Genomic DNA, 13664 nt, shown 5'->3' on the forward strand with positions numbered 1-13664 from the left:
TTTCTATTCGTCACAAAAACTTTTTAATCTGGGTTATAGATGAAGAAAACGACATTCATATTTCTTTTCGGCGTAGTGTTTTGTATCCTTAATTCTTGTATGGAGACAGAAGAAAAGAAACTGTTTACCCTAATGGACCCCGATGATACAGGAATTAAATTTAAAAACTTACTAAAAGAAACAGAGCAGTTTAATGTGCTCGAATATGGTTATCTCTACAATGGAGGAGGAGTGTCTATCGGGGATTTAAACAACGATAGCTTGCCAGATATTTATTTTACCGGGAATATGGTGGGTAGTCGCCTCTATATTAACCAGGGAGGAATGGAGTTCAAAGAGATTGCGGAGGAGGCCGGGGTATTTGCCGAAGGACTTTGGAATACAGGAACTACCATGGCCGATGTTAATGCAGATGGGTTATTGGATATCTATGTCTGCAGGTCGGCGGCTAAAGATCCGCAAAAGAGGAAAAATCTTTTGTTTATTAATAATGGCGATCTCACCTTTACTGAAAAGGCAGCAGATTACGGGATAGACGATTCTGGTTATTCCACACAAGGAGCATTTTTTGATTATGATAAAGACGGGGACCTGGACCTATATGTATTAAATCATTCTACCCAGGAGTATGCCGGATTTGGACAAATTACCCCGCAACTAAAAAATAGAAAGAACAAGGCCTATTCCGATAAACTCTATCAGAACAATCAGGGTAAGTTCAGGGATGTAAGTGATGAAGCCGGATTAATATCCAATGTACTCGGATTTGGCCTGGGGATAGCCATCTCCGACATTAATAATGATGCCTGGCCGGATATCTATGTTTCTAATGATTACAATGAACAGGACTATTTGTATATCAATAACGCCGATGGCACATTTAGCGAAAGCCTCGAAGACTATATAGGCCATACTTCATTATTCTCTATGGGATCAGATATAGCTGATATTAACAACGATGGCTATACAGATATTATGACCTTAGATATGCTTCCAGAAGATAATTACCGTCAAAAGATGGTTTCTGGCCCTGATAATTATGATAAATACAGCCTTTTGGTACAGTCTGGTTTTTACAACCAGTCTATGCGAAATATGCTACAATTAAATAATAAAGGAACTTCCTTTTCGGAAATAGGACAATTCGCCGGAATATCTAATACAGACTGGAGCTGGGCTTCTCTTTTTGCAGATTTGGATAATGATGGTTTTAAAGATGTATTTATTACCAATGGATACAAACGAGATTACACTAATATGGATTTCATGAACTACGCCGTTCAGGAGAAGTTGAATGAAAACAAGACGGGAAGACGTACGGCCATCATGGAGTTATTAGAAAAAATCCCTTCCACTGTTGTCGAGAATTACACCTATCGTAATACAGGAAACCTGAAGTTTAACAAAGTAAATGCAGAATGGGGGATAGATCAGAAATCGCTTTCAAATGGGGCAGCTTATGCCGATTTGGACAATGATGGGGATCTGGACCTTGTAGTAAATAATATTGAAACGGAACCTTTTGTTTACCGGAACAATTCTGAAATCCTAACAGCTAATCATTACATAAAAATTAAATTAAAGGGCAGTGATGCCAATACCTTCGGTATCGGGGCCCGGGTGGAAGTTTATTTGCCCGATGGGCAGAAATTAATTCAGGAGTTATTGCCCAGCAGGGGGTACCAATCATCAGTAGATTACCATTTGGTTTTTGGATTGGGTACAACAGAACAAATAGATAAATTAAAGGTGATTTGGCCGGATGGGAAGGTGCAATTAATTACTGACATAAAAGTAGATTCAACCCTTACTCTGTTTCAGAAAGATGCTGCCAGTAATAATTCCGAGCAGCCCAGGGAGAAAAACACATATTTAACTAACATATCTTCAGATAGTGTTCTGGTATATGCCCATACAGAAAATAACTTTATCGATTTTAAAAGGGAACAACTGTTGCCACATAAATTGTCTACCCAGGGGCCAAAATTGGCGAAGGCGGATGCTAATGGTGACGGGTTGGAAGATATTTTTATAGGAGGAGCTAAAGGGAGTTCCGGACAATTGTTTTTACAAGAAAGATCGGGGACTTTCAGAGCCTCAGATCAGAAGACCTTTAACAATGACAAGGGTGCTGAAGATATTGGCGTATTGTTCTTTGATGCGGACAATGATGAGGATATGGATCTTTATGTCGTTAGTGGAGGCGCAGATTTTAATCCTGGAGATAGTGATTTACAAGATAGATTATACTTCAACAACGGTCAGGGAGGTTTTGCGCAGAAAACTGGCACATTACCACAAATGCAAACAAGCGGGTCTTGCGTTACTGCCGCAGATTTTGATGGGGATGGAGATACAGATCTTTTTGTAGGGGGAAGGCTGGAACCAGGACTTTATCCTAATGCTGCCCGCAGCTACATTTTAGAAAATGACGGTCTGGGTAACTTTAAAGATATTACCTCCGATGTAAATGAAAACCTTTTAAAACCCGGTATGGTAACAGACGCACTGTGGACAGATATCAACCAAAATGGCAGCAGCGATCTTATTCTTGTTGGGGAATGGATGAATATCAGAATTTTCGAGAATACTTCAGGGATATTGAAGGAAATTACCGAAACAGCAGGGTTGGATAATTCCTGGGGCTGGTGGAATACCATAGAGGAGGGCGACTTTGATAATGACGGAGATCAGGATTATGTAATTGGGAATTTTGGACTCAATTCACAGTTGAAGGCTTCAGAGGAAGAACCAGTGGAGCTTTTTGTGAAAGATTTTGATGGTAACGGTTCCTTAGATCCTATTTTGTGTTCCTATATTATGGGGGAAAGTTATCCGGTTTTTTCAAAGGATGATCTGGTTGGACAACTAAATAACCTGAAATCCAGATATGTAAATTATTCTGATTATGCAGGGCAGAAAATGACCGATATCTTTAGCCAAAAGCAGTTGGAGGATGCCCAGGTTTTAAAAGCTACCAACTTTGCCAGCAGTTATATGGAAAATATGGGGAACGGAACTTTTAAGCTTTCGGCTTTGCCCAGAACAACTCAGTTTTCCCCGGTTTATGGCATCATTTCCAAGGACCTGAATGCCGATGGTAATTTGGATCTGCTCCTGGCAGGAAACTTTTTTGGCACAAGGGTTAAATATGGGCGCTATGACGCCAATAAGGGGGTATTACTTCTTGGTGATGGCCATGGAAAGTTCAAGTTTATAAACAACGCAGAAAGCGGGATGCTGATCAACGGAGAAGTTAGGGATGTAATCTCTGTTAAGGGCTCAGATGGGCAGGAACTTGTTATTTTCTCACAGAACAATATGCCTGTTGAAATCTACAAGATCAACCAATAATAATTTATAAGGTCATGAAAAAAGGGAATAGTATTTTTCTACTACTAGGGGTGCTCCTCTGTTTAAATGGTGCGAACGCACAAAATGTAACATTTAAAGAGGAAGATCTCTCTTTGGACACGTATTCATTTGATGATCCTAATCCTGTCCCAATCCTTAAGGACAATCCAAAAATCTATCCCTATTTCAAATTTGAAGGGTACAGGCATACTACCGAGAATAAAAAGTGGCGGGTTGTTACCCTTGAAAACGATTATATAAAAGTGATGATTTTACCTGAAATAGGGGGAAAGGTATGGGGAGCCATCGAAAAATCTACCGGAAAAGAATTTCTATATAAAAATGAGGTTGTAAAATTTCGAAATATTGCAATGCGGGGTCCCTGGACTTCTGGTGGAATAGAATTTAATTTTGGGATAATTGGCCACCATCCTTCAACGGCTACCCCTGTAGATTACACAGTTGTAGCAAATGAAGATGGAAGTTTTAGTTGTATAGTTGGTAATCTTGATCTGCCCTCCAGGACCTCCTGGCGGGTTGAAATCAGACTGGAAAAAGACAAGGCCTATTTTGAGACAAAAGCATCCTGGTACAATTCTACGCCGGTTAACCAGTCGTATTACAATTGGATGACTGCTGCAGCTGTAGCTACCGACGATTTGGAGTTTTTTATCCCAGGGGACGAATTTTTAGAGCACAATGGTGATGCCCTTCCGTGGCCTGTCGATGAGCAAAACAGAGATCTTTCATATTATAAGAACAATAATTTCGGCCCTGCAAAGTCGTATCATATTGTTGGAGATTATAAAGATTTTTTTGGGGGCTACTACCATAATTCCAAATTTGGTTTTGGGCATTGGTCGCCTTACGAAGAGATGCCCGGACAGAAGCTATGGCTATGGGCCTTGTCCAGGTCTGGTGGAATTTGGGAGGATTTGCTCACCGATACCGATGGCCAGTATATAGAATTCCAGGCGGGCCGTTTGTTTAATCAATATTTTCCGGGAGCTGAAAATCCAATTTCACAAGCCAATTTTGAACCCTATGTGATGGACAGGTGGCGCGAGATATGGTTTCCAATCAAGGAAATAGGGGGGATGGAAGCTGCTAATGAATATGGGATAATCAATATAGAAGAGGAAAACGGGCAGGCATCAATTGGTTTTAACGCCTTGCAGCATATTACCGAAGAATTAAAGGTAAGGGTAAATGGAAAGCAGATTAAAAACGAATCACTCCGCTTAAAGCCAATGGATATTTATACCACGAATGTACCGCTACAGCAAGGAGATACCCTGGATGTGGTTTTAGGTGATGGTAAACTGATGTATAGTAATATAGCTGAAAAGACCCTTATAAAAAGACCATTTCATCAAAAGGAAGATTTGGCGGTTTCCCCGCATCAGGAATTATTTATGAAGGGTTGGGAAGCCATGAAATACAGGGAATTTGATAAAGCCTTAGCATCTTTTACTACGCTGGTTACGGAGGATCCTTCGCATCAGGATGCCTGGGTTAAACTGGCAGAACTGGAGTATAGGCGTACCAACTACGAAAAGGCGCTGGAATATGCTGACAATGCCCTAAGGCTGGATACCTATCATCCGGGGGCCAATTATTTTGCGGGTATTTCATACAGGGCGATAGACGATCATATAAATGCTCTGGAATCCCTGGGGTGGGCGGCCAGAGAAATGAAATACAGATCGGTGGCCTATGCCCAAATGGCAGAGGTGTATTTTTTGACGGAAAAATATCCTCAGGCAAGGAACTACGCCCATAAAGCGCTGGATTATAATACCTACAACCTCAATGCCCGGGAGCTACTCTTAATACTAAGTAGAATTAATGGTCAGCAAGAAAAAATAAAATTTCAAGCCAGTAAAATACTGGAAATAGATCCTTTAAGCCTCTTTGCGAAATCTGAAGATCATTTTGCATTAGATGGGGAAATAAGCAGCCTTACCGAGCATGTCCAGAACGAATTTCCGGCAGAAACACTGCTGGAATTGGCGCTCAGGTATTATCAATTAGGAAGGATAGCAGAAAGTATCGATATTCTGAAGTTGTCACCTCAGGATACCAAAAGCAAACTATGGTTGGCATTTTTTATTCAGGAGTCGAACCCGCAGGAAAGTCGTGAATTATTATCTCAAATTGCTCAGACGCCACCAGATTTTATCTATCCCTATAGAAGAGAGACCATCCCGGTGTTGCAGTGGGCAATGACGCATAGCAAGGATTGGAAATTTGGGTATTATCTGGCGCTGAATTATTTGGCCGTTGGGTTAGAAGAGAAGGGGAAATCATTGCTACAGGTTGCCGGAGATAACCCCGATGCTGACGTCTTTTATAGGTTTAGGGCAAGATTATTTGAAGATATGCCTTATCAGAACAGATGGGCAGATCATGAAAAAGCACTTAGTTTAAACAATAAGGATTGGAAAGTTTGGGAAGAATACATTCAATTCTATTTGAAAAATAAAAAATTTGAAGCTGCCCATAAATTAAGTGCTAAGGCCTACAAGAAATTTAAAGACAACTACAATATTGGTCTAGGTCATGCAAAGTCAGCATTAAATGTAGACCGGTACCAACAGTGTATCGATGTTTTAAAAGCGATAAATATATTACCGTTTGAACATGCTTCGGAGAGCAAAGCAATCTATGATAATGCCCACATTTTTTTAGCCAGGACTAAGATAGATAAGGGGAAGTATCTCGAAGCGATAGGCCTGTTAGAACAAGCCAAATTATGGCCCGAGAATCTTGGTGTAGGCAAACCCTATGATCCGGATAGCCGAATACAGGATTATCTTTTAGCGATTGCTTACCATGAGACCGATAAAAGCTCTAAATCTGAAAGTCTGCTTGAGGAAATAGCAGATTACAGCCTTAAGCATTCTGATAATCTTTCAATAAAGAGTTATTTTGGAATTTTGGCACTTAGAAAAATTGGTAGGGTCAATGAAGCACAACAGTTGGTTGCGGCCTTGCAAAATGGGCTGGGTGAAGAAAATAAAAGAATTCAACTTATAAAAGCATTCCTGGATAACGATAAGGAAGCTCAGGATCGTTTAAGAAAGGAGCAGATGGTGGAGGATGAAATTTGGGAAATAATGGCACTGTGCAGGAATTTTTAGAACGATAACATTGAGCAAATAGGGTATTAATCCAAATACCCATTTATACTGTTATACTTAAGCTAAAAGAGCAGCTTTATGATCCGGTATTGATTATTTTTGTACAAAATTATCAATGACGCTTCCTAATTCAGAAAATCGCCGTATAGTTATAATTGGTGGCGGATTTGCCGGTATTTCTTTGGCAAAAAAGCTGGGGAATCTCAATGCCCAGATTGTAATGATAGACAAACATAACTATCATACTTTTCAACCCCTGCTATATCAGGTTTCTACCGGTGGACTTGAACCGGATTCCATAGCATATCCATTAAGGAAAATTCTAAAAAGGTTAAAAAACTTTCATTTCAGATGGGCAACTGTTGAGCGTATAGATCCTGTACATTCAATAGTACATACGGATATTGGGGAATTAGAATACGACTATTTGGTGATGGCTACTGGTACAAAGACTAACTTTTTTGGTAATGAGCAAATAGAAGCTAATGCCATGCCCATGAAGAATGTGCCCCAATCTTTGAATATCCGGAGTTATATGTTGCAGAATTTTGAGCGGGCAGATAATTGTGAGGATGCCGAAGAACGCAAGGCCTTGATGAATTTTTCAATTGTTGGAGGCGGCCCAACGGGAGTAGAGCTTGCCGGCGCATTTGCCGAGTTAAAAAAGCACGTTTTCCCAAAAGATTACAGGCACCTGAATATTGAAGAGATGGAGATTCATCTCTTTGAGGGCGGAGATAGGGTATTACCTCCAATGTCTTTACACGCCTCCAAAAAAGCTAATCAATTTTTGGATGAGCTGGGAGTACATGTACATCTGAACAACCTGGTAAAAGATTACGACGGAGAAGTTATGACTATGGGAGATGGGACAAGTATAAAGACGAGAAATTTCATCTGGACAGCAGGAGTAACCGGAGCCGCCGTTAAAGGATTTACAAAAGAGGCACTTCTGGATCGCTTAAACAGGTTTAAGGTGAATGAATACAATCAGGTTACGGGCTATGAGAAAATTTTTGCAATAGGGGATATCGCCTATATGCAAACTGAAGCCTATCCCCAAGGACACCCTCAAATGGCCCAACCGGCAATACAGCAAGGCGAACTTTTGGCCAGGAATCTGAAGTCTCTTTTTGACGGAAAGCCAATGAAACCATTTAAATACAAGAACAAGGGGGAAATGGCTACCATAGGTCGTAATAAGGCTGTGGTAGATTTGCCCAAAATTAGTTTTGGAGGTTTCATTGCCTGGTTTATCTGGATGTTTGTACATCTGATGTCTCTTGTAGGCTTTAGAAACAGGGTAATTGTATTCTTCAACTGGGTATATAATTATATCAACTACGATAAGGCCGCGAGATTAATTGTCAGGCCATTTAAGCCAAAAAAGTAAAACATAGTTACGGACGCACCTCCATGTTAAAAAGCTTTAGTATATTTGCGATGTTGTGTTGTGCATAAGTCACAATTAATAGGATTTATGCAAAGTGTGAAAGTCTTTTAGGACTATCACCAATGAAAGGCTTTCCTTTTTGGGAGGCTTTTTTTCATTTACAACAGTTGAGAATAATCTTTTATCATTTTATTTCAACTGCATTTTATTGTATTTTTACTTAAGTGACCTTGGGTTGAAATTGGCCTGATAGCTTTTTCAATACAAATCTATTCAAGCGCCCACAATGGTTGGATTATTGCCAGACAAACGCAATCTAAAATTCTAGCACATGCCATTATACCATAAATTGGGACATATTCCCCACAAGCGACACACCGTATTTAAGAAAAAAGACGGAACACTTCATTATGAACAGCTCTTTGGAACTATAGGATTTGACGGAATGTCTTCCTTAATGTACCATCTGCACAGACCTACTCAGGTTAAGGAAGTGGCTGAGCCTATTGATATTACTCCCAGGGCGGCGGTAGCTTATAATATGAAGTCGCGCTTGTTAAAAGGCCTGGAATTAAAAGCCGAAGACGATTATCTGGACAGCAGAAAAGTGATACTTTTTAATTCTGATGTTCATGTAGGTCTGGCCGCCCCTAAGAAGTCTATGACGGACTACTTTTATAAAAATGCAGATGCAGATGAGTTGTTGTTTGTGCATAAGGGAACAGGGACGTTGAAGACCATGTTAGGTGAAATTCTCTTTGAGTATGGGGATTATATATTAATTCCAAGAGGAATGATATATCAGATAGAATTCAATAGCGAGGATAACAGGCTTTTGATCACAGAATCTTATCACCCAATATATACCCCAAAGCGGTACCGCAATTGGTTTGGGCAACATTTAGAACATTCACCTTTTTGTGAACGTGATTTTAAACTGCCCGAGAATTTGCAGACCCATGATGAAAAAGGGGAGTTTCTGATGAAGGTAAAAAAGCAGGGACAATTACATCATATGGTTTATGCCACACATCCTTTTGACGTGGTTGGCTGGGATGGTTATAATTATCCTTATGCATTTTCTATCCACGATTTTGAACCGATTACAGGCCGGGTACATCAGCCACCCCCTGTGCATCAGACTTTTGAGACAAGTACCTTTGTGGTCTGCTCATTCTGTCCAAGACTATATGATTATCATCCGGAGGCCATTCCGGCACCCTATAATCATTCGAATATAGATTCTGATGAGGTGTTGTATTATGTAGACGGCGATTTTATGAGCCGGAATAATATAGATCAGGGCTATATCTCATTACACCCTGCCGGGATACCACACGGGCCGCACCCGGGAACCTATGAGGCGAGTATAGGGAAATCCGGGACCGAGGAATTGGCTGTAATGATTGATACTTTTAAACCTTTACAACTTACACAGAAGGCGCTGGATCTTGATGATGGTAAATATTACACTTCCTGGCTAGAGTAAAGCTATTTCGTGAAGCACAAAATGAATTAAACTTGCTGCAAGTATCGCAGTTTGATTGTCAATGTCATATGCCGGGTTCATTTCTGCTATATCCATACTAATCAACTTTCTGGCTTGGATAATTGTCTTTATGGCTTCCAGGGCAATGTCCGGTGCAAATCCCATGGGAGAGGCCGCACTAACTCCTGGGGCATATGCCGAAGAAAACCCGTCCATATCTATGGTCAGGTAGAGATAATCTACCTTCTCAATAAATTCTTTAAGTTCACTTTTTACCTGATCAACATTGTGCATGTTAAATTGCTCTGCCTTGATAAATGCAACCTCCAAATCCTTTGCTTTTGCAAATAATGCCCTGTCATTTGCATTATCACGAATACCCAGACACATATAGTTCATAGGAGTTTTATTGGCTATAGCATCTTCAGCAATTTGAAAAAAAGGAGTGCCGGAATTGTTCCCTGATGCATTGGATCTCAAATCGAAATGCGCATCAAAATTGATGATTCCCAAAGTCTTAGCCTTCCCTAAATAGTTAATTATTCCCTGGTGATGACCATATGCGATATCATGACCACCACCCAGAATAATTGGGAATATGTTTGAGTTGAGAAGGGTAAAGACCTTTTCGCCAAGAAAAGACTGGGCAGCCTCCATATTACCATTCAGACACTCTACAGAACCAAAATCTATAAGGGAGGTGGACTGAGGTAAATGGGAGGGCATTTTTGCGAGTTGCTTCCTAATTGTGTCCGGAGCTTCAGCGGCACCAGGCCTTCCATAATTTCTTCGTACCCCTTCATCGCAGCAATATCCTAAGATACCACAAGCATTGTTTCTTAGATCAGAAAATTCACCATCAAGAGGAATGCATTCAACCCTCTCATGCATATAATGCCCATGGCCGGAATTTCGTCCGGTCCACAGTTTTGCTATAGGAGGGAGATACGACTTCATATTATTTTGCTGTAACTAATTTGAGGATTCCTGAAACCTTCAGGTTTATTCAAACAAGGCCTCCAGAAGGTCATCTTCTACAAAATTAGGTAAAGTAACCTTCAGTTCAGGAGTTCTTTCCATTTCTCTTTCAATGGCAAACAACGCCTCCTTGTTACGGGCCCACCCTCTTCGGGCTATCCCATTGTTTACATCATAAAAAAGCATATTTTTTAATCGAATGTCCGCTTCTGAACTACCATCCAGAACCAGACCAAAGCCTCCATTAATGACTTCTCCCCAACCAACTCCACCTCCGTTATGGATAGAAACCCAGGTAGCTCCTCTGAAACTATCCCCAATTACATTATGGATGGCCATATCTGCTGTAAATTTGCTGCCATCGTATATATTACTGGTTTCTCTGAACGGAGAATCAGTACCGCTTACATCGTGGTGATCCCTCCCCAATACTACTGGTGCTGAGATTTCTCCAGTGCTAATAGCCATATTAAAGGCTTCGGCGATCTTACTTCTGCCTTCAGCATCGGCATAAAGAATTCTGGCTTGGGAACCTACAACCAATTTGTTTTCTTCGGCTTCAGAAATCCACTTTATATTATCGCCCATCTGTTGCTGAATTTCCCGGGGAGCATCAGATTTTATTCTTTCCAACACCTTCAGAGCAATGGCATCTGTTTTTTTTAAATCCTCCGGATCGCCAGAAGTACATACCCACCTGAATGGCCCAAAACCATAATCGAAACACATTGGGCCAAGAATGTCCTGAACATAGGAAGGGTACTTAAAGTCGATATTGTTTTCTGCCATAATCGCCGCCCCGGCCCTTGAGGCTTCCAGTAGAAAGGCATTGCCGTAATCAAAGAAGTAGGTGCCTTTTTCCGAATGTTTGTTAATAGCCGTTACCTGCCTCCTTAAAGATTCGCGCACCTTTTCCTGAAAGGTTTCGGGATCTGAACTCATTAATTTATTGGATTGTTCAAAAGTGAGTCCCACCGGGTAGTACCCGCCTGCCCAGGGGTTGTGAAGGGAGGTTTGATCGGAACCAAGATGCACAAAAATATGTTCGTCATAAAAGGCTTCCCAAACTTCTACAACATTGCCTATATAAGCCAGGGAGACCACCTCTTTTTGTGCAACAGCTTTTTTGGTCCTGGAAATAAGCTGATCCATTGCGATAATAAGCTCGTCTACCCAGCCTTGTTCAAACCTTTTGATTGCTGCTGCCTTATTTACTTCTGCACATACCGTTATACAACCGGCGATGTTGCCTGCTTTTGGCTGGGCACCGCTCATTCCTCCCATACCCGCCGTAAGGAATATTTTCCCGGCTGTTGGTTCTCCCTGAGGTAGTATTTTTCTAAAGGCATTCATAACCGTAATGGCCGTGCCATGAACAATTCCCTGAGGCCCAATATACATATAAGAACCAGCTGTCATCTGCCCGTATTGTGTTACTCCCAGGGCATTGTATTTTTCCCAATCGTCCGGTTTGGAATAATTTGGAATCATCATACCATTTGTCACTACTACGCGGGGTGCTTCTTCTGATGACGGAAATAACCCCATTGGATGGCCAGAATAAATATGCAGTGTCTGCCTGTCTGTCATTTGGGCGAGGTATTTCATTGTGATCAGGTATTGCGCCCAGTTTTGAAATACGGCCCCGTTACCGCCATATGTAATTAGTTCATTAGGATGCTGGGCAACCTCCGGATTCAGATTGTTCTGTATCATCAGCATTATTGCTGCGGCTTGCCCTGAGTTTGCCGGGTATTCGGAAATAGGCCTTGCATATAATTCATAGGCCGGTTTTAGCCTGTACATATATATTCTTCCACAGGTTTCAAGTTCTTCGGCAAACTCCAGGGACAGTGTCTTGTGCCAGGTTTTTGGAAAATAGCGCAGGGCGTTACGTATGGCTAGCTTTTTCTCTTCGGGCGAGAGAATTTCTTTCCTTTTCGGAGCCGGATTGCCTGTAGGGTAACCAGCAGGTTTGGGCGGCAGTTCGTTTGGAATTCCCTGAAGAATTTGAGATTTGAAATCCATAATTATGATTTGTGTTTGTCATATACTCTATGGCCGTTTTTGTAAACCAGACAGGGTTTAAAATTCCCTTGATGATATAGGATTTCCCTGTAATCAGCAGTGTGAAATACACTTAAATCTGCCATTTGATCTACCTCAATGCGCCCTCTGTCTTTTAATCCAAGGGCAGCCGCCGCCCTAAAAGTGATGCCTGCCAGCACTTCGGCATTAGTAAGTTTTTCATAGGCTCCCAGAACAGCTGCCTGAGTAAGTAAATCGCCCATGGGGGCAGATCCGGGATTATGATCACTGGCAATCGCTAAGGCTCCACCGGCATCCAGGATTTTTCGGGCTGGTGTAAAATTGCAGCCAAGCCCCAGTGAGGCTCCTGGGAGCGCAGTTGCGATTACATTGCTATTCCCAAGCAGTTGAATTTCAGTATCAGTACTGGCCTCCAGATGATCGGCACTAATTGCTCCAAATTCTACCGCTACTTTACTGCCTCCTGTAGAAAATTGATCGGCATGTACGGTAATGTCAAAACCCATTTCCCTGGCACGGCTAAAATAAGAGGCAATGGAGGAGGGAGTAAATGCGCCTTCTTCTATAAAGGCATCAATTCTGTTACTTAAGCCCTCTTCTTTGAGCAAAGGAAACAGGGTTGTACTTATTTCATTGAGATATTCTTCAGTAGTGCCATGATGATCCCTGGGCACCATATGTGCTGCCAGACAGGTGGAAATCAGGTCTGAATGCAGTTGCTTGTTGGCCTCTTTAATTGCGTTTAGCATTTTTAGTTCTTCCTCTACGGAGAGCCCATACCCACTTTTAACTTCAAGGGTGGTTGTGCCGTTTTTCAAATGTCTGTTAGCTCGTTTTACGATCCCTTTGATCAGATCTTCTCCACTTGCTTTTCTGGTTTGTGTAACGGTATCCCAAATGCCGCCGCCCGCTTTAGCGATTTCCAAATAGCTTTTTCCGGCGTTTCGCAAGGCATAATCTTTAGCCCTGGAACCACCAAAACATATATGCGTATGTGCATCTATCAGGCCAGGGAGACAACTGTGTTTTCCTTGCAATTCTTCTATAGTGGCATTCATTGCTACGGCTCTTGAGGCCAAATCATCATAATTGCCTATTTCTTTAATGATACCGTTTTCCACCATGATTCCGCCCTGCTCAATTATCTTAAGTTCCTTATCGGCTATAGGGCCTTTAAGGGAAATATCCGAGAGGGTTGCAATTTGGCTAAACGGACCTATTAGTTTTAAATCTTTCAATGGACAGATAATTATTGATT

At 41.4% G+C, this 13664-nt stretch carries 7 protein-coding genes; 4 read left to right on the plus strand and 3 right to left on the minus strand.

What is annotated here, in order from left to right:
* Positions 1-39 precede the first annotated feature (39 nt).
* From J1G40_RS13205 to J1G40_RS13220, 4 genes are all read left to right on the plus strand, one after another.
* Positions 40-3354 (plus strand): VCBS repeat-containing protein, encoded by a 3315-nt coding sequence (locus J1G40_RS13205; protein WP_265243120.1) that lies wholly within the window; start codon positions 40-42, stop codon positions 3352-3354.
* 14 nt (positions 3355-3368) lie between these two features.
* A complete protein-coding gene (locus J1G40_RS13210; protein ID WP_265243121.1) occupies positions 3369-6497 on the plus strand; it encodes a DUF5107 domain-containing protein in 3129 nt (1042 codons plus the stop codon).
* A 115-nt stretch (positions 6498-6612) separates the two neighbouring features.
* Positions 6613-7890: an NAD(P)/FAD-dependent oxidoreductase gene (locus J1G40_RS13215; protein ID WP_265243122.1), complete on the plus strand. Its 1278-nt coding sequence runs from the start codon at positions 6613-6615 to the stop codon at positions 7888-7890.
* 331 nt (positions 7891-8221) lie between these two features.
* Positions 8222-9379, plus strand: a complete 1158-nt coding sequence (locus tag J1G40_RS13220; RefSeq protein WP_265243123.1) for a homogentisate 1,2-dioxygenase — start codon at positions 8222-8224, stop codon at positions 9377-9379.
* Here the strand turns inward: J1G40_RS13220 and hutG are convergent.
* The 3 genes from hutG to hutI are packed head-to-tail and all read right to left on the minus strand — an operon-like array spanning position 9371 to position 13644.
* Positions 9371-10336, minus strand: a complete 966-nt coding sequence (hutG, locus tag J1G40_RS13225; protein WP_265243124.1) for a formimidoylglutamase — start codon at positions 10334-10336, stop codon at positions 9371-9373. The genes J1G40_RS13220 and hutG overlap by 9 nt on opposite strands.
* 45 nt (positions 10337-10381) lie before the next feature.
* Positions 10382-12385, minus strand: coding sequence for a urocanate hydratase (locus tag J1G40_RS13230; protein ID WP_265243125.1), 2004 nt, complete (start codon positions 12383-12385; stop codon positions 10382-10384).
* Between the two features lie 2 nt (positions 12386-12387).
* A complete protein-coding gene (gene hutI, locus J1G40_RS13235) occupies positions 12388-13644 on the minus strand; it encodes an imidazolonepropionase (RefSeq protein WP_265243126.1) in 1257 nt (418 codons plus the stop codon).
* Positions 13645-13664 lie beyond the last annotated feature (20 nt).

It is taken from the genome of Muriicola sp. Z0-33 (assembly GCF_026126425.1).
Lineage (GTDB): Bacteria > Bacteroidota > Bacteroidia > Flavobacteriales > Flavobacteriaceae > JAFMPW01.

Bases quoted from the DNA above. Each gene is read 5' to 3' on its own strand.
- J1G40_RS13230 (WP_265243125.1), bottom strand. From the start codon at position 12,385: ATGGATTTCAAATCTCAAATTCTTCAGGGAATTCCAAACGAACTGCCG.
- hutG (WP_265243124.1), bottom strand. From the start codon at position 10,336: ATGAAGTCGTATCTCCCTCCTATAGCAAAACTGTGGACCGGACGAAAT.
- J1G40_RS13210 (WP_265243121.1), top strand. From the start codon at position 3,369: ATGAAAAAAGGGAATAGTATTTTTCTACTACTAGGGGTGCTCCTCTGT.
- J1G40_RS13220 (WP_265243123.1), top strand. From the start codon at position 8,222: ATGCCATTATACCATAAATTGGGACATATTCCCCACAAGCGACACACC.
- J1G40_RS13215 (WP_265243122.1), top strand. From the start codon at position 6,613: ATGACGCTTCCTAATTCAGAAAATCGCCGTATAGTTATAATTGGTGGC.
- J1G40_RS13205 (WP_265243120.1), top strand. From the start codon at position 40: ATGAAGAAAACGACATTCATATTTCTTTTCGGCGTAGTGTTTTGTATC.